This is a genomic window from Paenibacillus sp. FSL R7-269, assembly GCF_000517865.1.
Lineage (GTDB): Bacteria > Bacillota > Bacilli > Paenibacillales > Paenibacillaceae > Paenibacillus_AQ.
The window spans coordinates 185667-209399 of record NZ_ASPS01000021.1 but is presented as its reverse complement, the minus strand read 5'-3'; the positions used below and the strand labels follow the sequence as shown (position 1 = coordinate 209399).

General features: G+C 53.1%; 20 protein-coding genes. 15 read left to right on the top strand and 5 right to left on the bottom strand.

The window, feature by feature from the left end:
• The first annotated feature begins 12 nt into the window (after window positions 1–12).
• Window positions 13–1824: an LTA synthase family protein gene (locus C162_RS11545; protein ID WP_162174456.1), complete on the top strand. Its 1812-nt coding sequence runs from the start codon at window positions 13–15 to the stop codon at window positions 1822–1824.
• A gap of 15 nt (window positions 1825–1839) precedes the next feature.
• On the opposite strand, the gene C162_RS11540 is transcribed toward C162_RS11545, so the two are convergent.
• The 4 genes from C162_RS11540 to C162_RS35345 all read right to left on the bottom strand — a co-directional run bounded on the left by C162_RS11540 (window position 1840) and on the right by C162_RS35345 (window position 5090).
• Entirely contained in the window at window positions 1840–2841 is a 1002-nt protein-coding gene (locus tag C162_RS11540; RefSeq protein ID WP_036694471.1) for a hypothetical protein, read from the bottom strand.
• Window positions 2838–3845: a hypothetical protein gene (locus C162_RS11535; protein ID WP_235218404.1), complete on the bottom strand. Its 1008-nt coding sequence runs from the start codon at window positions 3843–3845 to the stop codon at window positions 2838–2840. The genes C162_RS11540 and C162_RS11535 overlap by 4 nt, the downstream gene beginning before the upstream one ends.
• Window positions 3846–3856: 11 nt before the next feature.
• Window positions 3857–4756: a helix-turn-helix transcriptional regulator gene (locus tag C162_RS11530; RefSeq protein WP_036694470.1), complete on the bottom strand. Its 900-nt coding sequence runs from the start codon at window positions 4754–4756 to the stop codon at window positions 3857–3859.
• Between the two features lie 145 nt (window positions 4757–4901).
• Window positions 4902–5090: a hypothetical protein gene (locus C162_RS35345; RefSeq protein ID WP_076154758.1), complete on the bottom strand. Its 189-nt coding sequence runs from the start codon at window positions 5088–5090 to the stop codon at window positions 4902–4904.
• Window positions 5091–5307: 217 nt separating this feature from the next.
• On the opposite strand from C162_RS35345, the gene C162_RS11525 reads away from it, so the two are divergent.
• From C162_RS11525 to C162_RS11465, 14 genes are all read left to right on the top strand, one after another.
• Window positions 5308–6321, top strand: a complete 1014-nt coding sequence (locus C162_RS11525) for a substrate-binding domain-containing protein (protein WP_036694467.1) — start codon at window positions 5308–5310, stop codon at window positions 6319–6321.
• A gap of 21 nt (window positions 6322–6342) precedes the next feature.
• Window positions 6343–8208 carry a cache domain-containing sensor histidine kinase gene (locus C162_RS11520; protein WP_036694466.1) on the top strand — a complete coding sequence of 622 codons (1866 nt, stop codon included), beginning with the start codon at window positions 6343–6345 and terminating at the stop codon, window positions 8206–8208.
• A 22-nt stretch (window positions 8209–8230) separates the two neighbouring features.
• Window positions 8231–9460 carry a response regulator transcription factor gene (locus C162_RS11515; RefSeq protein WP_036694465.1) on the top strand — a complete coding sequence of 410 codons (1230 nt, stop codon included), beginning with the start codon at window positions 8231–8233 and terminating at the stop codon, window positions 9458–9460.
• Between the two features lie 306 nt (window positions 9461–9766).
• The gene (chvE, locus tag C162_RS11510) at window positions 9767–10876 is read left to right on the top strand and encodes a multiple monosaccharide ABC transporter substrate-binding protein (protein WP_036694464.1); all 1110 of its coding nucleotides are present in this window, start codon (window positions 9767–9769) and stop codon (window positions 10874–10876) included.
• Between the two features lie 104 nt (window positions 10877–10980).
• Window positions 10981–12510 (top strand): multiple monosaccharide ABC transporter ATP-binding protein, encoded by a 1530-nt coding sequence (gene mmsA, locus C162_RS11505; protein WP_036694463.1) that lies wholly within the window; start codon window positions 10981–10983, stop codon window positions 12508–12510.
• A 6-nt stretch (window positions 12511–12516) separates the two neighbouring features.
• On the top strand, window positions 12517–13680 hold the full coding sequence (gene mmsB / locus C162_RS11500) for a multiple monosaccharide ABC transporter permease (RefSeq protein ID WP_036694461.1): 1164 nt from the start codon (window positions 12517–12519) through the stop codon (window positions 13678–13680).
• Between the two features lie 155 nt (window positions 13681–13835).
• Complete coding sequence (locus tag C162_RS11495; protein WP_036694460.1) at window positions 13836–14504, top strand: TraX family protein; 669 nt, start codon at window positions 13836–13838, stop codon at window positions 14502–14504.
• Window positions 14505–14596: 92 nt separating this feature from the next.
• Window positions 14597–16105, top strand: coding sequence for a copper amine oxidase N-terminal domain-containing protein (locus tag C162_RS11490; protein ID WP_051493404.1), 1509 nt, complete (start codon window positions 14597–14599; stop codon window positions 16103–16105).
• Window positions 16106–16352: 247 nt separating this feature from the next.
• Window positions 16353–16712 carry a BlaI/MecI/CopY family transcriptional regulator gene (locus tag C162_RS11485; RefSeq protein WP_036694457.1) on the top strand — a complete coding sequence of 120 codons (360 nt, stop codon included), beginning with the start codon at window positions 16353–16355 and terminating at the stop codon, window positions 16710–16712.
• The gene (locus C162_RS11480) at window positions 16709–18136 is read left to right on the top strand and encodes a M56 family metallopeptidase (protein WP_036694456.1); all 1428 of its coding nucleotides are present in this window, start codon (window positions 16709–16711) and stop codon (window positions 18134–18136) included. The genes C162_RS11485 and C162_RS11480 overlap by 4 nt, the downstream gene beginning before the upstream one ends.
• 150 nt (window positions 18137–18286) lie before the next feature.
• The gene (locus C162_RS11475) at window positions 18287–19501 is read left to right on the top strand and encodes a chromate transporter (protein WP_036694454.1); all 1215 of its coding nucleotides are present in this window, start codon (window positions 18287–18289) and stop codon (window positions 19499–19501) included.
• 272 nt (window positions 19502–19773) lie between these two features.
• Entirely contained in the window at window positions 19774–19950 is a 177-nt protein-coding gene (locus C162_RS37330) for a ribbon-helix-helix protein, CopG family (RefSeq protein WP_256706306.1), read from the top strand.
• Between the two features lie 27 nt (window positions 19951–19977).
• Window positions 19978–21126, top strand: a complete 1149-nt coding sequence (dnaN, locus tag C162_RS11470; protein ID WP_036694452.1) for a DNA polymerase III subunit beta — start codon at window positions 19978–19980, stop codon at window positions 21124–21126.
• 137 nt (window positions 21127–21263) lie between these two features.
• A complete protein-coding gene (locus tag C162_RS11465; protein WP_036694570.1) occupies window positions 21264–22193 on the top strand; it encodes a phosphotransferase in 930 nt (309 codons plus the stop codon).
• Window positions 22194–22243: 50 nt separating this feature from the next.
• Here the strand turns inward: C162_RS11465 and C162_RS34320 are convergent, their stop codons facing one another.
• On the bottom strand, window positions 22244–23659 hold the full coding sequence (locus C162_RS34320) for a metallophosphoesterase (protein WP_051493403.1): 1416 nt from the start codon (window positions 23657–23659) through the stop codon (window positions 22244–22246).
• Between the last annotated feature and the right edge of the window lie 74 nt (window positions 23660–23733).

Genomic DNA, 23733 nt, shown 5'->3' with positions numbered 1-23733 from the left:
GAGTGAATGAACTTGTCAAGGTTATTGCCATCGAAGCGTTTGTCGTATTTATTGATTATTTTGCTGGCTATAGGGTTTGGGCTGAATTTGTTTTTGCAGGCTGCTTCTTTTCGGATGGATGTGCTTCATACGCTAAAGTGGGTTGGCGCTTATCCTTGGCTGTATTGTACTGGAAGTCTGTTTATTTTCTTCATCCTGCTCTTAAGCTCAGTGATTGTGCCGAACGCGTATGCGGGACCGGCAGTGGTCTCGGCGCTGTTCGTTCTGCTCGGGATTGCCAGTGATCAGAAGCTGGCTACGAGAGGCGAACCGCTGTTTCCGTGGGATCTGATGCTGCTGAAGAATGCCGGTGAGATGAGTAAAATCACCAGCGGGATGATCTCTCCGCTTGCTATAGGGGCCGCTGTTCTGCTGGTTGCCGGTCTGGTCCTTGTGATTATTAAGCTGCCGAAGAACCGGATCAGACTGTCCTTGCGCGTGACGCTGGCGGGGATCTCTGTAGGGCTCAGCGCATGGTTTCTTGTGCTGGTTACCGGTCAATCTCCTGTTGTTGCAGCGATGAGCTATCAGAACATCTTCTGGAATCAGAAGGTGAATTATACCCAGAACGGGTTCGTATATGCCTTCGCCGGGAATCTGCGGCAGAGCCTGATGGACAAGCCGGAGGGCTACAGCCGTGAAGCAGTTGAAGCGGTGGCTGCTAAGTATTCGGCATTGCCCGATGTGCAGGTGCAGGCCGCGCCGGAGGAGCAGCCGAACATTATGTTTATGATGAATGAGGCGTTCTTTGACCCTACGCGTCTGCCTGGGTATACATTAAGCGAAGATCCGCTGAAGTTCATCCATGGGGTGGCGGGCCAGACGCCGTCCGGTTATTTGCTGTCCCCGGAATTCGGCGGCAATACGGCCAATGTGGAGTTCGAGGCCCTGACCGGGCTGTCGATGTATTTTCTGGGGGATGGAACGATTCCTTATCAACAGCGCATCGTCAAAATGTCCTCCCTGCCGTCGATCGTCAGTATTCTGAAGGACAGAGGGTATGAGGCACTGGCGCTGCATCCGTTCGATGAGACCTTCTATAACCGGAACCGTGTGTATCCGGTGCTGGGCTTCAACCGCTTCACGAGTGAGAAGGATCTGCCGGAGGCTGACCGCCTGACTCCAGGGGGGTATGTCTCGGATAAAGCGGCTGTACAGGAGGCAGTCCGGCAGCTTCAAGCGGCTTCGGGCCCGGCATTCCTGCATCTGGTGACGATGCAGAATCATTTTCCCTTCACCAAAGGCCTGAACGGACCGAACACAATCACCGTCCAAGGAGGCCTGCCGGAGCAGAAGGATGAGCTGGAGACTTATATACAGGACACCAAGCTGACAGACGAGGCCATGGCTTATCTCCAGCAGGAGCTGCTGAAGATAAAGCGTCCGACCCTTGCGGTGTTCTGGGGAGATCATCTGCCTGCGCTCAGCGCCGGGATCTATACCGCAGCAGGCTGGGATCAGCAGCCAAGGCTGAAGCATGAGACGAAGCTGTTGGTGCTCGCTAACTTTGAGATCGGGAAGGAGCCGCTCGGGACGCTTAGCCCGGCCTTCCTCGGCCCTGCAGTCTTCCGGTTATCCGGGCAGACGTTGCCAGCCTTCTACAAGCTACTGGAGCAGGTGCGGGCGGAAATTCCCGGACTCAGCAAAAAGGTGCTGATCGGGCCGGGCGATAACGGAATCCTGAAGGAATTAACCCCGGAGCAGCAGGCGCTGCTGAATGACTACCGTCTAGTAGAATATGACCTGCTGGAAGGGGAGAAGTACGCGGAGTCTCTGATGTTCTGAGCACTCCGTCAGGGCTTAGCGCAGCCCCACATCATGGAAGCGGTTCTCGATCGGCTCCCGCAGCAGCAGACGGATGGACTGGATCGCTGCGGTCTCTATACGCTTGGCTTCCCGGAGGAGCGGCAGCAGGCTCTCAGCATCAATGGAACATGGTGCCTCTGGAGCTTGCACGGGCCTCTCGTTAAGAGCGTCTGTAATTTCATTATAGACAGCGGCTAGAGCCGTATAATGTTCGGCAATCCCTTCGAGTTCGGGCCAGTACAGGCTGGCTTCCCTGGCGTAGGCAGCCGTATCCTGTTTCATACCAGCATAGAAGACCAGCGTCTCATAGGCTCCGGCAGCATCATAGCTCTTATCCGCTAAGGCTACCAGCACAGCGTCATAGGCCTTGAGGCCGCAGGCATATTGCGATTCCGGCAGCATCAGATCATGGACCTCTGCCTTGTACACCGCTTGAATGAAGGACTCTCTGATTACCTGAAGAGTATCTTTTTGGACCTGACCTTCATAGATCTGGCCGTACCAATATGGTGACTCATTTCTTCCGAGTTGATCATAAGGCAGCTCCAGCTCAGCGGCAGCATCACTCTCCTTGTAATAGAAGAGCTGCCGCTCGTCATCATAGCGGGTAATCACTACGAAACGGTCTTTCCAGCAGACCACCCCGGTGCCCTGCTCAAGGGATTGGCGGATTGCCGCAATAGCCTGCTTCTGATAGAGAGGGAAGGTGGGGCTGAAGTTAAAGCCTGCACCCTGACTGGCGATAATGCCGATCAGATCAGCCGCTACGAAATGTTCAGCTGCCCAGTTATAAGCCGTAGCAGAATCCGGGTGAAGCTGCCTGTGCACCGACAGGCGGAAGCATAAGGCCGTCATTCCGGCCAGCATGGGCTTCGACAGCGTGAACCAGCCTTTAGCCGACAGGACCTGATGCATGGCATCCGCAAAAGAAGATGCGAGCGGCACACGCGGTTGATCCGCAGTGGCTGAAACGTGCTTGTTATAATGGTCATTCATCGTGCGGTATGCGCCCCCCATCTTGGCAGTGTGGACCGCTTACGGTCCGGGTACTGTCCGGAGATTATTTTGACCCGCCCCATGGCCTGCTCCTCAAGCTCCAATGCCCTCTCCAAAGCAGCACAGAGGGACCGAAGCTGTTCCTCATTCAGCACCTTGCCGCTGTTGTTCTCAGAGATTGCAGCCGTGAGCGGCCCCCTCAGTCCTTCCACCAGCTCAGCATACAAGTGCTGAACCTCCTCCAGCCCCGGCAATACAGACTGAACCTCCCGCAGATAAGCGGAGATTTCGATCCTTGATGTCAGGTAGGATTCCAGGATGTAGACAGCGCCGTAGCTGTCGAATCCGCCCTGCTGAAGCGCCCGGATCAGGAAGCTGTAGGCCAGGCGGCCTGAGCCGAGGCTTACGTCAGGAAGTGTTTTGTGAGGAGTCTCCCAATCCTCCAGCGCAAGGCGAAGCGATTCGAGCACAGTATCCTGCAGCGGAATCTTCACCCGCTCTCCAACATACGTACAGTCCCAGAAGGGTGTGAAGTTAAGGCCGAAGTTATCATATAACACATATTGTGTCTCGCCGGACCAGCCATCCTGTACATAGAACACGCGGTCATCCTCATCATAACCATGAATCACTCCGAATTCCGGTATCCAGTAGATGCAGGCCAGGCCGCGGTCGAGACTCAGCTTGACACCGTCAATAGCGATGCGCTGATACTCCCCGAACGAATCATGTCTGGTTCGCCCGCCGTCATCCAGCAAGAAGATCCCGAGGTTATCGACAGCCCGGCGATGCTCTGTGCCCCACTGTCCGTAAGCTGTAACAGACATGGGGAGGAGCTTCTCGTGCACGGTGAATTTGAAGGCCATGCCGCTTAGCCCGGAGAGCATGAATTTTGGACCCTCGAATAAACCGGCGGCAGTGGTTACGGCATAGAGCGCATCGGTAAAAGATTTCGATTCACGCTTCATCTGAACGTCAAGAATTACGCCTGATCGTTTGCTCACTGTTCATTCTCCTATTCATCCAGCCGTTTCAGCGTTGCCTTACATATACTGCGAAGCTTGTCCTTAAGCCATTTGGGGGACAGGAGGGCATTCCACTCCGCCTGGAGCAACTGAGTAATAAACGCGCTGGTATCATAAAAATCAACCTCATAGACCTCATCAGCGGCGGCACGGAGCTGATAACCATCCCATGAGCTATCCTGAGGTATTCCGTTCATACGGATTCTCGCCGTGAAAGGCTTCAAGGGTCTGGTCTGCTCTGCCGTTGCTGCCGGGCCGTCCTCCACGGGGATGAAGACCCTGCCGGTCAGCGTTAGCTGGCGGATGTCAGACAGGCTGAAGTACTCGTTTCGCCCGTCTCCCTCCACAGCGGCCACCAGATAATCTTCCTCTACCCGCCGGCTTAGCTGCTGGGGGCAGAGATATAGCTCCTGCGGAGTGTCCTGTCTGTTCCTGTAAAGAACATGGACCACCCTGCGGGCCAGGATCGCCTGCTCCAGCATCTCCATCATCTGTATGCGCTGGGCATTCACTTCAAAGACTGGCAGCTTAAGCTCTCTATCCGTAAGCGGCTGCTCGGTGAACCGCTCCAGCAGACTCCCGACCTTGCGGATACTCTGGGCATTCTCATAATCATAGTGACTATACCGGTAAGCCAGATATTTAAGCACCCGCTGCTCCTCGTCCGTAATGTACAGATGAGGCAGCACGAAGCTGTTGTTCTGATATATATATCCGCGCTGCTTCGCCACATACTGGAGCGGAGCCCGCAGGGATTCTGTCAGGTATTCAATATCCCGCTGCGCCTGGCGCCTCGAGATCTCGAACTGTTCCGCCAGCTTACTGCTGTTCGGATATGCAAGCTGGCGGATCTGCTGGTCAAACCACTGAATCCGGTGAATATGGCTCATACTAGGGCTCCGCTCCTTTCTGTAAGCCTCCAGTATAGCTGGTGATGACGCATTAGACCAGAGGTGAGCATTCCCCGTCAAGAAACAAGGATGCTGCCCGGCATCCATGCGCGAAGCATGAAGCAGGGGGCATCCTTGCGTCAGTTTACCGGTTTGCTGCGTCCACTCTAACCTGCGCGGCTTTGTCACAGCGCTTGCAGACCTTCAGGGCGGTGCCGTCGGATTTTATTTTGGTGTAGAGCAGCTTGATTCGGGTGGTTCCGCAGACCGGACAGGTGCCGCGTCCACGGGAAGGAAGGGTCCAGAGTACCCGTCCGCGTTTGGTTTTTGACATTCTTGTAATCCTCGTTTCATTGAATTGATGGTACCTGTACAGTATAAAATAGCTGGTACGACATAAAATGTCGCAGCAGATATTGAGTTTTTAACTATAGGCCCTGTAACGTAATTGACGGAACGGCTGCCAAGCCAGTAGACTAGATTGGACATAGATGGAAGAACCTGGGGCCCTTGTGCCTTCGGCATTCATTTTTATGAAAGGGGTTACATATGTGAAAAAGCTTTGGCTCGTCTACGTGCTGCTAATCGGCATCTTCGTGCTCTACGTGCTGAATTACAAGCAGCAGGGGAATACGGCAGATCCGTGGGAGACTACCGGACTGCGCGGCAATATTGAGGACAAATACGTAATGGTTACGTTCCAGATCGGTATTGATTACTGGAAAAGCGTGCTGAAGGGCTTCGAGGACGCCGCAGAGGAGCTTAATGTATCCGTCGAGTATCACGGCTCCACCCAGCACAACGCGAATGAACAGATGACGGTGCTGGAGCAGACCATCGCCAAGAAGCCGGCGGGAATTGCCATCTCGGCCGTGAATTCCAAGCTGCTTACTGCGACGATTAACAAGGCTGTGGAGAGCGGCATTCCAGTGGTGCTGTTTGATTCGGGCGCTGAGGGCAGCAAGGCGTATTCCTTCCTGGGAACGGACAATTATAATGCCGGAACGAAGGCGGCGGATAAGATGGCCGAACTGACCGGAGGCAAGGGCGAGGTCGCCATTATCACCACACCGGATCAGCATAATCATCAGGAGCGGACGGACGGCTTCACGGATACAATCCGCAGCAAGTACCCGCAGATGAAGCTGGTGGCGGTCAAGGATGGGCGGGGAGATCAGGTGGCGTCCAGGGAGGCTGCCGAGCAGCTGCTGGCGCGGTATCCGCAGCTGGCCGGGATTTTTGCCACGGAAAGTAATGGCGGTATCGGGGTTGCGGAAGCCGTGGAAGCTGCTCCAGGCAGCGGACCGGTCCCGCAGATTATCAGCTTCGATACGGATAAAGGCACACTTGATCTGGTGAAAGAAGGCAAGATTGCCGCAACCATGGCCCAGGGCACCTGGAATATGGGGTATTGGTCGCTGACCGAGCTGTTCCATCTGCACCGCGATTTGGAAGCCGATCCTGAAGCTTATGCCAATAACAAGCCCCTGCCTGTCCCCGATTCTGTAGATACCGGAATCGATGTGGTCACACGGCAGAATGTGGACAATTATTATGCCAAATAGGCGGCAGAGGGGGAGCCTGTGATGCGCAAGACCGGCGTGACGATGGAGAAGCTGAAGCTGAATAATATGCCGATCCGCTATAAGCTGATTATTCACTTCCTGCTGATTAGCATCCTGCCTTCCATTGGACTTGGGCTGTTGATTGGCTGGACGGTGGACCGGATCGTAGAGGAGCAGAGCACTGAGAACACGATGCAGCTCATCCGCAAGGTGAATACGGCCATTGAGAGTGACGTAGAGAATTTGCAGAAAATTACATACCTGATCTCATTCGATCCGGGCGTCCAGAAGTTCCTGAAGGGAGAGCCGCCGGTTCCGGCACAGCCAGACCCCGCAGCAGGTAACGGGGAATCGGCGGAATACAATATCCGCAAATTTCTGCAGGGCTTCACCACGCTCAGCTCCGAGATAGCCGGCATTATGCTGGTCAACCGTGAAGGCGGTTTCATCAGCAATGAGATGTATACCCGTTCCGGTACCCGGCTGACGGAGGAGAGCTGGTACAAGCAGGCGGTAGAGAATAAGGGGATCTTCCTGATTGTTGGGCATCCGTATGGCCGTGCGGTCAGGTCCCATGTGGACTATAAGGAGAGCGAGGTAGTCTCTGCTGTTCGGGCCATTGTGAATCCAGAGACGCAGGTGGTGCAGGGCGTGGTGCTGGTGGATCTGAAGCTGCGGGTGATCGCGGAGACGGCCAGAGATGTCACGCTCGGCAAAACCGGATATCTGACGGTGGTGGATAATCGCGGAGAGATGATTTATGCGCCGCAGCACCCTTTAATGCGTACCATCCCGGCAGGTTTGTTCACCGAGTCCTCGGGCATTACCTCGGAGACCGTAGACGGCCGCAAGCTTCAGCTGATCTACCGGACCTCGCCGTTTACCGGCTGGACCACGATGGGCGTGTTCCCGATGGATGAGTCGGCTTATGGAATCCGCGAGATTACGTTCAATGTTGTCACCTTTGTATTTGTGGTCTGTATGCTGGGCATGACCGCCTCATTCTATTTGGCTTATTCGATCTCCCGTCCTATCGGCCAACTGGCCTCCTTCATGAGCAAGGCACAGTCCGGCGATCTGACGATCCGCTACTGGGGCAGCCGTTCCGATGAGATCGGGCTGCTCGGCCGCAGCTTCAATACGATGCTGGCCCAGATTGGCCGGCTGTTATCTCTGACCGAGCTTCAGGCGCGGCAAAAGCGTGAGGCGGAGTTGCGCAGTCTTCAGGCGCATATCAAGCCGCATTTTCTGTACAATACGCTGGATACGATTCACTGGATGGCCCGCAGCAAGGGGGCGGAGGATATCGCCGAGGTGGTCCAGTCCCTCTCCAGGCTGTTCCGGCTGGGCTTAAGCAAAGGGAGCGATATCATACCGCTCTCCGATGAACTGGAGCATATCGTCAGCTATCTGAAAATTCAGCATGTCCGTTACAGCACCAAGCTGACCTATTCCATTGAAGTGGAGCCGCACTTACAGGAGCTGTATGTGCTTAAGCTGCTGCTGCAGCCGATGGTGGAGAACGCGATCTATCACGGCATTAAGGAGCGGCGCGGCCCCGGACTCCTCTCCATTGCAGTCGTGGAACGGGACAACGACCTGTATCTTACCGTACGCGATGACGGTGCAGGGATGTCTGCGGATAAGCTGAGGGAGCTCAGGCGGCGGCTCGAAGCGGTAGGTACAGAAGAATTGGAGCGCACGGAGACGGACATGGCTGGAACAGGCAGCGCAGGAAGCGGCTATGGCATATTGAATGTGCAGGCGCGGATCCGGCTGACCTACGGAGAGCCGTACGGTATCCAGATTGAGAGCGGACCGGGACAGGGGACGCTTGTAACCGTACGTCACCCGGTTGTTCGTGAGAGTTACCCTGAGAAGTACTAGGACAGAGGAGGAGAATACGCAGATGATAGAAAAATGGAAAGTAATCATTGCCGATGATGAACGCATTATCCGGGAGGGCATCCGGCAATGCGTGGACTGGGATAGCCTCGGTCTGGAGGTGGCCGCAGAGGCAGAAGACGGGGAGGAGGCGTTGGAGCTGGCCGTGGAGCATACAATACATATCGCCCTGGTCGATCTGAACATGCCGATTATGCACGGCATGGAGCTGATGAAGCGGCTGCGGGAAGCGCTGCCCGGCTGCAAGATTATTGTGATCACCGGCCACGATGAATTCGCGTATGCACAGGAGTCGATCCGGCTGCAGGTGAATGATTATATTCTCAAGCCTGCGGAGCCGAAGCAATTGATGCAGGTGCTGCGGGGCGTACGAGATGAGCTGGAGTCCGAGCGGCAGCAGAGCCAGCATCTGGAGCAGGCCTCCCGGCAGCTGATGAAGAACTTCCCGCTGCTGCGCGAGCGCTTCTGCCAGGAATGGCTGGACGGCAATCTGAGCCAGGCGGAGATCAGGGAGCAGCTGCAGTTCCTCAAGCTTCCTCCGCAGCGGCCGGAGCTGATCGGCATCATCCGCTGGAGGTGGGAGGGCCAGCATCCGGCGATGAAGGAGAAGGAGCGGCAGCTCTTCTTGTTCGCCATCGAGAATATCGCCGCCGAGCTGTTGGACCCGTATCCCAAGGTGATGTTCCGGGATGCCGCCGGACTGATCGTTATCCTGCTCTGGGATGCCGCCGGTGAGCGCATCCTGGCAGGAGTGGAGGCAGCTGTGCGCCGCCATCTCAAAATCGCCGTTGAAGTCGGCACCCGGCTGATCCAGGGAGAGATTACAGAGCTGGCCGCCGCCTACCGGAGCTGCCGGGTGGCGCTGGTCAAGGAGCAGCCGCTGTCCCCGCTCGTCCGCCGGGCCAAGCAGCATATCCAGGAGCACTACAGCGAATACGGGCTTACCCTGGAGGCAACAGCAGGCTTGCTTCAAGCATCCCCGGTCTATCTGAGCCGCTTGTTCAAGCAGGAGCTGGGCGAATCCTTCGGCACGTATTTGACCCAGACCCGTATCCGCCGGGCCGCCCAGCTTCTGCATTCAACCGAGCTCAGTATTAGCGAGGTGGCGGAGCAGTCGGGCTATGAGACCCAGCATTATTTCAGCACCGCCTTTAAGAAGCAGACCGGAGTGGCACCGCTGCAGTTCCGTAAAGGGGTGCAGGCTGAAGTACGCGGTGAGAGTAAGGGAGATTAGCAATCGGAATTATATTATAGCTACTATAACTACCTCCAAAGCTATAATAATTGTTTGTGAAGCGCCTGTGGTCAATCGGCTACAGGCGTTTTTTCGTCGTATGTGAAACTATGATCGCTTCGCTTCCTTAATTCGACTTTCCAGAGGCTAGTCAAAGGTTAATGGGGTTAGATACACATAAGTTATATTTTCACAAAAATAGTAGCCTCAGTGTAAATACGGCACCTGCTCCCGGTTGCTATACTCGATTTGTCACACGGGAACACCTGTGGAAGACATCAGAATAGTTCAGGGGGTAGTGCAGGAATGAAAAGATATTCAATGATCACGCTTCTGCTAACACTGGTACTCATCTTATCTGCATGCGGTAACAGCGGTAATTCATCCAGCAGTGCCGGCAGCTCTTCCGGCGGCGGGGATACATCCAAGGGCAAGGTGGGCATTGCGATGCCAACCAAATCTTCGGAGCGCTGGGTGAATGACGGCAACAACATGGTCAAGGAGTTCGAGAAGCTGGGCTACGGCACGGATCTGCAATATGCGGAGGATGTTGTCGAGAATCAGGTGTCGCAGATTGAGAACATGATCACCAAAGGCGTGAACGCAATTGTAATCGCTTCAATTGACGGCGAGGCGCTGACGGATGTGCTGCAGAAGGCGCATGACGCCAACGTTAAGGTCATCGCTTATGACCGTCTGATCAAAAAAAGTGAATTTGTAGACTACTATGCGACTTTCGATAATTTCAAGGTGGGCGTGCTGCAAGGCTCCTACATTGAGGAGAAGCTTGGCCTGAAGGACGGTAAGGGCCCTTTCAACATCGAGCTGTTCGGCGGATCGCCGGATGACAACAATGCCTACTTCTTCTTCGATGGCGCCATGTCGATTCTGAAGCCGTACATCGATTCCGGCAAGCTGGTGGTCCGCAGCAAGCAGCTTACGATGGATAAGGTAGCTACGCTGCGCTGGGACGGCGCTGCCGCCCAGTCACGGATGGATAACCTGCTGAGCGCGAACTATGCAAGCGATAATCTGGACGCCGTCTTGTCTCCATACGATGGTATCAGCATCGGTATCCTGTCTTCGCTCAAGGGTGTAGGCTACGGTTCCGGCGACAAGAAGCTTCCGGTAGTTACCGGACAGGACGCCGAGCTGGCCTCCGTGAAGTCCATTCTGGCTGGAGAGCAGACTCAGACGGTATTCAAGGATACCCGCGAGCTGGCTAAGAAGGCGGTGGAGATGACCGAGAGTGTGCTGAAGGGGACCGAAGCCGAAGTCAACGATACCACTACCTACGACAACGGAGTCAAAATTGTCCCGTCCTACCTGCTGGAGCCGGTCTCTGTGGATGCGGGCAACGTGGATAAAGTGCTGGTAGACGGCGGGTACTATACCAAGGAACAGCTGGGACAATAGCCGTCATATTACAGGTCTAGCGGGTACCGGCGGCAGCCGTGAAGTGCAAGGAGCGCCGCCGGAGAACCGCTGCACAGTCACAAGGAAAGCTGGGTGAGAGGCACTTGAGTGAAATTATTTTGGAGATGAAAGGCATTACCAAGACATTCCCCGGCGTCAAAGCGCTCTCGTCAGTCAATCTGCAGGTGAAGGCAGGCGAGATCCACGCCCTCTGCGGAGAGAACGGGGCAGGCAAGTCCACGCTGATGAAGGTGCTTAGCGGAGTGTATCCGCACGGGACGTATGAAGGGGATATTTTGTACCAGGGACAGGTATGCCAGTTCAAGGATATTAAGGACAGTGAGGGCCTGGGAATCGTCATTATCCATCAGGAGCTGGCGCTGATTCCGTATTTGTCGATTTCGGAGAACATCTTCCTCGGCAATGAACAGGCCAGACGCGGGGTGATCAACTGGAACGAAACGACGGTCAAGACCAAGGCGCTGCTAACCACCGTCGGCCTCAAGGAATCGCCGTTTACAGGAGTCTCTACGATAGGTGTCGGCAAGCAGCAGCTTGTAGAGATCGCGAAGGCGCTCTCCAAGGAAGTGAAGCTGCTCATTCTCGACGAACCGACAGCGGCGCTGAATGAGGATGATAGCGAGAACCTGCTGCTGCTCATTCTGGAGCTGAAGAAGCAGGGGATATCTTCGATTATCATTTCCCACAAATTGAACGAAATCGAGAAGATAGCGGATTCGGTCACGATTCTGCGGGATGGACAGACCATCAAGACTCTGGATATGAAGCAGGATGCCGTTACTGAGGATGTCATTATCAAAGGCATGGTCGGGCGCGATCTGACGAACCGTTATCCTGAGCGCACACCGAACCTGGGGGAGACGATCTTCGAGATCCGCGACTGGAACGTCTATCACGAGACGCAGGCGGACCGCAAAATGCTGGATCAGATCCATCTCCACATCCGGCGCGGCGAGGTAGTCGGTATTGCCGGGCTAATGGGCGCGGGGCGCACGGAGCTGGCGATGAGTGTGTTCGGCAAGTCTTATGGCAAGCGGATCAGCGGCCAGACTTTTATGCACGGCAAGGAAGTGCACCTGAATAACATCAGCCAGGCGATAGAGCATGGGTTAGCCTACGTGACCGAGGACCGCAAGCATTACGGCCTGATCCTGATCGACGATATCAAACGGAACATCTCGCTCAGCAGTCTGAAGAAGCTCTCCCGCCATGGCGTCATTAATGAGAACGAGGAAGTGCTGGTCGCAGAGGAGTACCGTAAGAAGCTGAACATCAAGACCCCCAGCATCCTGCAAAAAACCGTGAATCTCAGCGGCGGCAACCAGCAAAAGGTGGTGCTCAGTAAATGGATCTACGCCGGACCAGATGTTCTGATCCTCGATGAGCCTACCCGGGGCATCGATGTCGGGGCCAAATATGAAATTTACTCCATTATCAACAGCCTTGCCGCAGAGGGGAAGGGCGTGCTGGTCATCTCTTCCGAGCTGCCGGAAATTATCGGGATGTGCGACCGGATCTACACCATGTGCGAAGGGCGGATCAGCGGGGAAGTGGAGCGGAAGGACGCCACGCAGGAGCTTTTGATGAAATTTATGACACGAAGCAGGGGGTAACACCGCATGGGAGCTATTAGTGAACTGTTCAAAAAAAATATCCGCCAATACGGCATGATCATTGCCTTGATCTTTATTTCGGTGTTCTTTCAAATTATGACGGACGGCATTCTGCTGAAGCCGCTGAACGTGACCAATCTGATTCTGCAGAATAGCTACATACTGGTGCTGGCGATCGGGATGGTGCTAGTGATCATCACCGGTCATATCGACCTCTCCGTCGGCTCGGTAGCTGCCTTCATCGGCGCCCTGTCGGCCATTATGATGGTGGATATGGAGCTGAATCCCGTACTGGCTGTAGTGATTTCGCTGTTGATGGGTGCTCTGGTCGGGGCCTGGCAGGGCTTCTGGGTCGCTTATGTCAAAATCCCGGCGTTCATCGTTACCCTGGCAGGCATGCTGTTGTTCCGCGGCCTGACGATGATCGTGCTGAACGGGCAGTCAATTGCGCCGTTTCCGAAGACGTTTCAGAAGATCAGCTCCGGGTTCATTCCCGATGTCGCAAGCGTGGGTTCGCTGAATGTGCTGACTCTGATCATCGGCGTTCTGCTGTCGCTGCTGGTGATCTATCAGGAAATCCGCAGCCGCCGGATCACGGTGAAGTACGGCTTCGAGCAATCGCCAGCTTGGATGTCTGTTGCTAAGGCCGCTGCACTGGTGATCGTCATCAACCTGTTCACTTATGTTCTGGCGCAATATAACGGGATTCCTAACATTCTAGTGATTCTGATGGTGCTGATCGTGATTTACTCCTTCGTCATGAACCACATGACCATGGGGCGGCATATCTATGCCCTGGGCGGCAATGAGAAGGCGGCAAGCCTCTCCGGCGTCAAAACCAAACGGGTGACCTTCTGGGTATTCGTCAACATGGGCGTACTCGCTGCCCTGTCCGGTCTGGTCTTCGCGGCACGCCTGAACTCAGCCACCCCTAAGGCAGGTACGAACTTCGAGCTGGATGCTATCGCTGCCTGCTTCATCGGCGGAGCCTCTGCGTCCGGGGGAATCGGAACCGTGGTCGGCGCCATTATCGGCGGTCTGGTCATGGGCGTGATGAACAACGGCATGTCGCTTGTCGGCCTCGGCGTTGACTGGCAACAGGGAATCAAGGGATTGGTGTTGCTGCTTGCCGTAGGCTTCGATATCTATAACAAGTCGAAGACAGCCTGATCTAAGGATAAAAACGGGCCGGAACTGCTCCTGAGGGAGTGGGTCCGGCTTACCTGTCGTTCAAGTCTTCCCGCGCAGCTTGCAGCATCTGCCTCTGGCATGGATAATAGCACCTAAGGTGCTTTATATTTCATGCTAGTAACAGGAGGCTACAAATGCAGATTATTGCCATGCTTACCATGCTGATTGACCATGTTGGGCTGATCTTTTTCCCGGGTGAGCTTGCCTGGAGATATGTGGGGAGAATTGCCTTCCCGATCTACTGCTACGCGCTGGCGCAAGGCTATATCCATACCTCCTCCAGACCCCGCTATCTGCGGCGGCTGCTTGTCATCGCTGTGCTGGCGCAGATTCCGTACAATCTGGCGATTCATCCGGGAGGCTGGAACGTCGTATTCACCCTGCTGATCTCAGCGCTGGTCCTTGCCCTGCTTGATAAGCTGCCCAATCTGTGGGCGGGTATTCCGGTAGTGGTAGTCGCTGTGCTGCTGATGGATGCGCTGCCGCTCGACTACAACGCTTACGGCCTGCTGCTGGTGCTGATCTTCCGATACACCCGTTCTTATGTGCTCGTGCTGGCGCATTTGGCGCTGAATGTATTCTATCTGTTCTATTATAATTGGCTGGTGCAGATGGCCAGCATTATTCCGACCTTTCTGATTGCGCTGACCCCGGGTTTTTGGGTGCTGCTGGAGAAGAGACGTCTGCCGCGCTGGGTTTGGTGGAGCTTTTATCCGGCCCATTTAGTAATACTTGCCTTGGTAAAGTTTCTCTTTTTCAAAGAATGGGTATTTATAGAATGGCGGAGTTTATTTAGCGTATGAGGGTTCATCATTTCCAGGTGCTGTATTTACAAATTGATGCTCCTCTGAGATGATGGGTACGTTGCCAAATTATGAGCTAGAGGAGACATGCTATGAAGAAAATGAAAGCAAGAACCAAATGGCTGGTGCCGATTCTCGCCCTGCTGCTGATTCTGTCAGGCTGCCAAGCGGTTGGCGGCTTCGATGTCAATAAGGCACTGCTGGGGGATCTGGATGTTAAATCCTCTGAATCAAGCACTACGATGACCCTGAGCGCTGTTCCTGCCGCAGGCATCACCGCAGAGGACCGGGAAGTTGTTGATCTTATTAATTCCTTATCACTTACGCTCGGCCATGTGAAGGTTCAGGATAACGGCAATGTCTCGGCCACGGGAGTTGTGGGTTACAAGGAGTTCAAGATTCCTTTCTCCCTCTTCACCGACCAGAAGAACCTGGTCTTCACCGCAGAAGGCGCGAAGCAGCCGTTCTACATGCCGCTTCAGAGCAATGAAATGTTGCTTGGTCTGGAAGCAACCGATCCTGCCAAGACCTTGGAATTCACTAAGCTGGCCTCCCAGTTTGTGATCAAGAATCTTCCGAATCCGGGTGCGATCACAGTGACATCAGTAAATGAATCCGTATACGGCCAGCCAACCAGCTTGACGAAGCTACATACGGAAATTACAGGAGAAGAGCTTCCGGTATTGCTTAAGAGCTTCCTGAGATCTGTGTCTAAGGATACCGAAGGCTTCACTGCCCTGATCAGCGGTCTATATGATTATATGTATCCGCTGATCAAAGACAGAGCTGAAGATCTGAACAGCATTGGTCTGGGCGATATTCCGTTGGAGGATAAAGAAGGGGTAGTCACTGTAGTGCATGATGCAGCTAAGCTGGCTGTGGATGCTCTCCTGCTGGTCTATGACAAGCAATTGGAGAACCTCTATGAGACCACTCCTGAACTTAAGACTGTTCTAGGCAAGGATACCAAGCTGAGCGCGGATATCTTCGTGGACAGCGGCTTCCATGTCCGCAAACAGAACATCGACTTCAATGTTGCTCTTCCGGCCAGTGAAGATCTGCCGCTGCAGAGCATCAACATGAAGCTGGTATCCGAGACCTGGAATGTGAACGGTCCGGTAACGGCTGATGCGATCAGCACAACAGGTGCAATTGATTACTCCATGGGAGATCTTACTCCAGGGGAGACCCTGAGAAGCTTCGAACCTAATTCACAGGTATATAAGCTGCTCAAAGAAGAGATGGGAATCACCGCTAAGAGCGTGATGATCGCACCGGACGACGATTATTATTATCCGGTTGTGAAGAATGGCACTACCTATGTTCCGCTGCGCTATGTCGCAGAGGATCTGGATGCTAAGGTAGAGTGGGATGGACCTAACAAGTCGATCAAGGTTACCGACGATGTATACGGTGATCAGCTCGTCTTCAAAATCGGTTCCGCGCAGGCACAAATTGCCGGCAAGACCGTGAAGCTTCCGTTAGCGGTATTCGTAGATGAGTACGGAGATGCTAATGTGCCGCTGCGTGTATTGGCCGAAGGCCTGCATGCTACGGTTGAAGTAGATGATGACGGCTATATCTGGATCGAACGTCCGTAAGAAGTAAGGCAACAGTCAAGAAGCCGGGACCCCTGAGCAATCAGGCGGTTCCGGCTTCTTTTGATAGATAAGAATTTATGTGTTTTGGGGTCCCGCAAAGTACCTGAGTTATCATCGAAGCTAAATCCCCACTTTGTGGGGTTATTTTGTGCTGGAGGTAACGGGTGCATCCTTGACAATATAGGTTTACTGCAATAGACTTAACATCAGTAGGTCTACTGCAATAAACTTATAAGGAGTGAACAGGATGGAACCCTACAAATTATATGATGCCGAATATAAATTTGCTTGCCTGATCTGGGACCATGAACCGATTAATTCCACTGAACTGGTGAAGCTGAGTCTAGCGGTACTGGGCTGGAAGAAGTCCACGACCTATACCGTGTTAAGAAAGCTATGTGAGCGGGGAATTCTCAGGAACGAGGGGGCTATGGTCACCGCCATCATCCCGAAGTCGGAAGCACAGCGGCATGAGAGCCAGACGGTCGTGGACAAAGCCTTTGGCGGCTCGTTACCGCAGTTTTTGACTGCTTTTCTCGGGGATAAGAAATTATCGGCCAAGGAAGCGGCGGAGCTGAAGAGGATTATTGAGGAGGCCTCCCAATGACGGACCTGTGGATCAGTATTCTGAACATGAGCATTACCGCCAGTTATGTGGCCGTCGCCGTGATGCTGGCGAGAGTCCTGCTGCGGCGCGCTCCCAAAATCTTCTCCTATATGCTGTGGTCAGCAGTAATGATCAGGCTGATCCTTCCGGTTAGCTTCACTTCAAGCTTCAGTATCCTGAAGCTGGTAGGGCCTGCGGGCTCGTCCGGCACAGGGCAGCTGCAATTCGTTCCGAAGAACATCGGGATGCAAGCACAGCCTGCGGTGGATACCGGAACAGCTTCTCATGGAAGTCTGTTGAACAGCCTGCTTCCGCCGGCTGCACCTGCAGCAAGCGTGAATCCGGTGCAGATCATCCTGTGGGCCGGCAGTATGATCTGGCTGACAGGCGCTATAACACTGCTGCTGTACAGCGTGTTATCTTATGTAAGAATCATGCGCAGAGTCCGTACGGCAACCCTGGTGAATGGGCATGTTTTTGAGACCGACCAGATTATGACTCCTTTCGTCTTCGGCTTCTTGAAGCCAAGGATCTACATTCCGGCCGGAATGAGTGAACAGGAGCTGTCCCATATTCTGCTGCATGAGCAGACTCATATTGACCGACGGGATTATCTGGTCAAGCCGCTTATGTTCCTGCTGGTCATTCTCCATTGGTTCAATCCGCTGATGTGGCTGTCTTTTGTGCTCATGAGCAAGGATATGGAGATGTCCTGCGATGAAGTGGTGATCCGGAAGCTGGGTCCGCAGGTTAAAAGCAGCTACTCAGGCTCCCTGCTTGGCTTCTCAGCCCGCCGGAGCGGTCTTATGACCGGCAGCCCGCTGGCTTTTGGCGAGAGCAGTGTGAAGGCCCGGATCAAGCATATTCTGGCGTACCGAAAACCGACTTCAAGGAGCATGGCCGCTTGTACCCTGCTTATTGTGATCTTGCTTATTGGATGTACAGCCAATCCGAAGACGGTGGAGCCCCCGGCGCAGGTGTTAGATACCGGTTATGCGGTGGATCAGCTGCTGGAGAGCAAAACAAAGTATATTGGGGACGCCAGCAAAGTCACAGCGCTGCTTGGTGCAATGCCGCTGCCGGAAGGACTGGAGAGGGCAGGCATTGAGCTGACAACCGGCTCCCGCCCATATGCATTAACCGTCAATTATAAAGTAAACGATATTACCGGAATGTGGAACGATGAGCTTCAGGCAGTAAGCCGTGACCCTCTCCTGAAGAATTCGGTCCTGCTGTTCACCCTGATCGATAATGCAGATATCATTCATTATTCGCTTGCGGATGAAGGGATAAGTTACAGCTTCACATTTACCAGAGAAGAGGTGGATCAGCTGCTGGGCGAGGATGTCCGTCCGTCTGGAGCGGATGAAGCTGGCCTCCGTAAGCTGATCGACCGGCTGGATAGTGTCAAGCTTACACCATAGAATCATTCAGCCCTGCAACTAGCGTACAGTGAGGTAATACGCACATTTACAGAACATTTACAGAACACTGCTGTACCTTTTATCTAATGCTTGAACTCGGATGATAGTCTGGAATGAGGTATACATTCTAGAGTCAAGGGAGCAATAGGTATGCAAGCAGAGAAGCAGGCGGTGCCGGAAAAACAGCGGAAGGGCAGGGCCGGGGCGTTACTTGAGGTTCTGCTTGTATCCGCCAAACTGGGTCTTACCTCCTTCGGCGGACCGGTCGCCCATCTGGGTTATTTCCACAATGAATATATCCGCCGCCGGAAATGGATGGATGAACGAAGCTATGCGGATCTGGTAGCGCTCTGCCAGTTCCTTCCCGGTCCGGCGAGCAGTCAGGTGGGGATTGGCATCGGAATGGTGCGGGCAGGCTGGCTGGGCGGGTTGGCCGCTTGGCTGGGCTTCACTTTGCCCTCTGTCCTGGTGCTGGTCGCTTTTGCCTTCCTGCTTCAGGGCTATGATATTGCTGGTGTTGGCTGGATTCACGGACTGAAAATCGTAGCTGTTGCGATTGTTGCCCAGGCCATCCTTGGCATGGGGCAGAAGCTGACCCCGGACCGGGAAAGAGTGACCATCGCGGCTATAGCGGCAGCTGTTACATTATCATGGCAGACCGGCTACAGTCAGATTCTAACGATTGCTGCTGCGGGCATAGCCGGGTTATGGCTGTATCGCCACAGTCCTGCGGAGAGCTTGACGAATGTTCCGGTCCCTATTCGCCGGTCGTCCGGTGTCGTTTGTTTAGCATTGTTCGGCTTACTCCTGATAGTACTCCCACTCCTAAGAGGGACGGCTGAGACGGGAGGAATAGCGATATTTGACAGCTTTTATCGTTCCGGTGCTTTGGTATTCGGCGGCGGACATGTCGTGCTTCCGCTGCTGGAACAAGAAGTCGTTCCTGCCGGCTGGGTGAGCCAAGCCGATTTCTTGGCGGGATACGGGGCCACGCAGGCTGTACCGGGTCCGTTGTTCACTTTTGCAGCCTATCTTGGAGCAATGACCGCCGGTGTTCCCGGGGCCATAATGGCCACGCTCGCGATTTTCCTGCCAGCCTTTCTGCTGGTTGCAGGCGCACTGCCTTTTTGGAACAGCTTAAGAAGGAGCCCCCGGATTCAAGGAGCCTTAACCGGAATCAATGCCGCTGTGGTCGGCATCCTGCTTGCCGCCTGGTACGATCCCCTGTGGACGACAGCCATCCTCGCGCCGCTGGACTTTGCCTTGGCTATCATTCTGTTTGTAATGCTGGTCTTCTGGAAGCTGCCGCCTTGGTTGGTTGTGGTGGCTGGTGCGGCGGGTGGAATGGTGGTCGGGGGAATGTGATCGTAAGGCTGCCTAAATCTAAAGGATACTAAAATAGTTTGCTCTATATAGAACTGGCCGTTGCAACTTTGCAGGGTCAGTTTTTTGTTGTGGTTTTCTTTTTGCCACCAGAATCATCCATTCCTAACATTGTAAGCCCATTGATCGTATGATAAAATAATAATAAGAATATTGAAAAAGGTAACCAAAATCAAAAAAAGAGAGGACAAATCAATTTGACTCAAAATGATCTAAAAATAGGTCTTTCCAATAAAGAAGGTCAATTAGGGTTCATGTCTGCAAGAGGAGGTCCGCGGGAGGGAGCAGGCCGCAAGAACATAGGTGTAACGAAAAAAGTCTCGCTAACCTTAACTAGTGAGCTTTGGGAGAAGGTAGAACAGCATTGCGCAGAGCATAAATTGTCCCGGTCGGAGCTTATCCGATCTCTGATTGAGTCTACCGATTTGTAATGTAGCTTATGGAAGCGGGTGAAGTCAGTGCGGATCAACGTAAGCAAGGATATTCTTCTCAAAGCTCTTCAGCAAGTGCTTAAGGCTGTACCGGCAAACCAACGGATTCCCATACTGGCAGGGGTTCATATACAAGCTCTATCCAATGAACTAATAGTTACGGCAAGCAATAGCAGTATGACTATCCAGTATCGGATTCCCGGGGAAGATACCTCTTTGACGGTTCAGAGAATTGGAGAAGTGGTTGTACCGGCAAGGTATTTCTGCGAAATATTACGGAAGTCTGATTCTGGGATGATTACTTTGGAAGTCGACAGATCCTTACGGCTCACTATCTCCTCAGAACATACACAAATTCGGTTATGCGGAATGGATGCTGTAGATTATCCGGCTATACATCCTGCTGAGAATCATGCTGCACTTAAATTAGCAGTTAATAATCAACTATTGAAGGCTTCCATCCTACAGGTAGCAGGGGCGGCTTCTTCATCAGAACATCGGCCTGTGTTGACCGGGGTATCTTTTCAGTATCGAAATCATCGGCTACAGTTAACGGCTACTAACGGTATCCGTCTGGCTTCCCGGACTATTGATGTTGAACATAAAGCTGAGATGGATAAGCATATTATTATTCCTGGCAGAAATTTAGTTGAAGCGGTAAAAATCATGGACGGCGAGGACAGAACAACAGAAGTTGAAGTAACCAACCGGCATGTTAGATTCACTGCTAACCATATTATGGTTCAATCTGCTTTAATTGAGGGAGAGTACCCGTCCTTGCACCATGTGATTCCGCATACTTTTATATCAGAGATTACAATTGGAACAGCTCCTCTGTTAAAAGCGGTAGAACGGACGACGGTATTGGCGAGTGAAAGTATTATAAGGTTAGAAACCGCTGCCGACAGACTACGTTTGTTATCCCAAACCGCAGAAATCGGAGATATTGAGGACGAGGTAGCTATATTCGAGAAGAAGGGGGAGGATTTCACGATCTCGCTAAATGGAAAGTATGTTGCAGACATCCTTCATGGTACGAGTAGTGAGTTCATACGCTTGAGATTCACCGGTAAAATGAGCCCGATAGTCATACACCCGTTGAATGATCTTTCTTCAACTTTTTTTCTAATTACTCCAGTGCGAACCGCAAACTTAGCAAGACCTAATTCAACATAATAACAGAACGCAAAGAAACAGTCTATATTTTTTTCCGGGAATGGAATAGAGTGGAGTAGCCGGCAATACAAGAAGAAGTGGAGTGTGGTTCCTTGAAATTTCATTGTCATCTGGAGGCTGCTGCGTTGCAGGAGTATGTGGAGAAGGTCTTAGGCACGGGTTATACCGTCGTTAAGGTCAGCAAGATGGAGGGCGGTGCCCAGAAGGTGGTCTATAAGCTCGACTGCAGCAATGGGTTCTCCTGTATTCTGTACGTGTGGGACCTTACCATGAATTATTTTCAGGAAGAAATTGTTAATCATAACCTGCATGCTGAGTCCTACGGGAGTGAATTATTTGCGAGCAATAACAAGTTCCTGATGGAGCATGCGATCCGCACACCAATACTCTATGATCTGAACAGAGACAGAGACCGGTACGATTTCGATTATGCGCTGGTTGAATATGTAGCCGGACAAGATGCCGGGGGGTATTACAAGCATCCCGACCGCAAGGTTCAGGATAAGGTCTTCCAGCAGGTGGGAGAGATGATTGGCACCATGCATAGGATTCAGAGCAGAACCTACGGTAAACCGGATCAGACTGCGCCTAACAACAAACAATGTCATCTGTATCAATTATACAATGGGATAGAACAGCTAACTTACGCCGCAGCGCATGTGGAAGCAATCCGCAAGAACCAAGGGAAGCTACTCGACAGGCTATACAACCTGGAGTCTAAGATAGTACCCCGAAACAGCTACGGATTCATTCACGGGGAGCTTGGCCCCAACCATGTGATCGTAACGGATCAGCTGGAGCCTTGCCTGATTGATATTGAAGGAGCCGAATTTTATGATATTGAACACGAGCACAGCTTCCTCGAAATGCGTTTTGGGGAGTACTACCGCTATCTGAACGATGTTCCGCTCGATGAGAACCGGAAGCTATTCTATAAGTTCCATCATCATCTCTCATTAATCTCAGGCGGGTTGAAGTTAGTTCACAGAGGCTTCCCTGACCAGCAGCTCGCACAAGGAATTGCCGATCATCATACGGATTGTGCACTTCAGTTTATAGAAGCATAAGCTTGGAACAAGCCTCTCTTTCGTATACCGGAAGGGAGGCTTTACCTTTGCTATTGTGTAGTCAGAACCATCTCCAGCGAGGTATTGCTCTCTTCTGCGTGCTCCGCCATACTGCGGATATATCCGGACATGAAGCCGCCCTCCATACTCTCCCACAGCTTGAATCCCGGCATCGCCCGGATCTCCTCCAGCGAATCAGCAGCGTTCCCGGCAAAATACTTCACGTTCAACTTCGACATCACCTCAGCCATCGACTGTTTCTGCGCTTCTGTGAAGCTGCTCTCCTTCAGCCGGCTCATCGCTTTGTCATACGAATTCTCTGCGAAAATCTGCTCCGCATACGCTTTGAAGTTCAGCAGGTGCGGATCGGTCTTGTGGTTGGCTTTGGCCCAGCCTTCAACATCTACTTGAGCGGTGCGGTAGGTCACGGCCCGTGAAGCGGGATCGAAGGTCATTCTGCCAAACTGGTGCGGATTCACCGCCATGGCGCTTGTTGCAATATCATAGACAGGCAAGGCCGGATCGATCGAGGCTTCTGGAGGATCGCGGCGGATATCCTGCATATGAATATGCCCGGATAATACCAGATTTAGACCGTTCCGGCGAAAATCCTTCATCGTTTCCTGGCCGTTATTAAGTTTGAACCCGGATACGGCCATGGAGGTATGGCTCAGCAGATTATGATGCATCACGGTAATCACAGACGCATGCTCCTGAGCGGCCAGCTTCACATTGTCGTCAATCCAGGCAAGGGTGGAGGGCAGAAGGCGCCCGTCGGTCTGTGGAAAATTATATTCTTCATTATGCGTATACTGCGCACTGTCAAGCATCAGCAGCCAAAGGCCGGGTGCGGCCTTCACCGCATAGCTTAAGCTGTCTGCATCCCGCGAGACCGCCTCGTTATATCCGAAATCGTCATAGATGCGCAGGAAATCCTCTACATTAATATGCTTGGCAACGACCTGCTTGTCACCGTCGAACGATCTGGCCCAGGGGTTGTTGATATCATGATTGCCCGGAGTCACGTAGACGCGGGTTCCGGCAGCCTCCATCCGGTGCAGCTTCGCAGCCAGCTCCTTATGACTGCCTGCTTCCCCGTTATTGGTGAGGTCACCGCTCAGAATGAGGAAGGCGGGCTTGTTCTGTTCCACGTCCCGGACCAGAGCTTCGGTCAGCTCATCGCTGTAAGGAAGCATTTTGCCATCGCCGCCTGTGACATAGGTCTGGAAGGCCTGACCGCCGTCCTCCAGGGCTTTGTCCAGATAATGCGTATCGGTGGCGACCCAGAAGGATACAGGTTCTCCGGGTTCTGTAGCAGGGGTCACGGACCCGGCGGCCGCTGGAACAGCGTTCAAGGCAGAAGAAGCGGAGTCTTCACACCCGCTGAGGAAGAGAAGGGAAGAGAGGAGCATTATTAAGATGAGCTTCACCATATGAGTTGTGCGGTTATGAAGCGGGACGCGCATAGCTTAACCTTCTTTCTGTATTTTAGCTGAATTATTGTAGCTTATTTATGACCGGGTTGTATATATGATATGTT

Bases quoted from the DNA above. Each gene is read 5' to 3' on its own strand.
- C162_RS11540 (WP_036694471.1), bottom strand. From the start codon at position 2,841: ATGAATGACCATTATAACAAGCACGTTTCAGCCACTGCGGATCAACCG.
- C162_RS11490 (WP_051493404.1), top strand. From the start codon at position 14,597: ATGAAGAAAATGAAAGCAAGAACCAAATGGCTGGTGCCGATTCTCGCC.
- chvE (WP_036694464.1), top strand. From the start codon at position 9,767: ATGAAAAGATATTCAATGATCACGCTTCTGCTAACACTGGTACTCATC.
- C162_RS11475 (WP_036694454.1), top strand. From the start codon at position 18,287: ATGCAAGCAGAGAAGCAGGCGGTGCCGGAAAAACAGCGGAAGGGCAGG.
- C162_RS11530 (WP_036694470.1), bottom strand. From the start codon at position 4,756: ATGAGCCATATTCACCGGATTCAGTGGTTTGACCAGCAGATCCGCCAG.
- C162_RS11480 (WP_036694456.1), top strand. From the start codon at position 16,709: ATGACGGACCTGTGGATCAGTATTCTGAACATGAGCATTACCGCCAGT.
- C162_RS11485 (WP_036694457.1), top strand. From the start codon at position 16,353: ATGGAACCCTACAAATTATATGATGCCGAATATAAATTTGCTTGCCTG.
- C162_RS37330 (WP_256706306.1), top strand. From the start codon at position 19,774: ATGTCTGCAAGAGGAGGTCCGCGGGAGGGAGCAGGCCGCAAGAACATA.
- C162_RS35345 (WP_076154758.1), bottom strand. From the start codon at position 5,090: ATGTCAAAAACCAAACGCGGACGGGTACTCTGGACCCTTCCTTCCCGT.
- C162_RS34320 (WP_051493403.1), bottom strand. From the start codon at position 23,659: ATGCGCGTCCCGCTTCATAACCGCACAACTCATATGGTGAAGCTCATC.
- C162_RS11515 (WP_036694465.1), top strand. From the start codon at position 8,231: ATGATAGAAAAATGGAAAGTAATCATTGCCGATGATGAACGCATTATC.
- mmsB (WP_036694461.1), top strand. From the start codon at position 12,517: ATGGGAGCTATTAGTGAACTGTTCAAAAAAAATATCCGCCAATACGGC.
- C162_RS11520 (WP_036694466.1), top strand. From the start codon at position 6,343: ATGCGCAAGACCGGCGTGACGATGGAGAAGCTGAAGCTGAATAATATG.
- C162_RS11495 (WP_036694460.1), top strand. From the start codon at position 13,836: ATGCAGATTATTGCCATGCTTACCATGCTGATTGACCATGTTGGGCTG.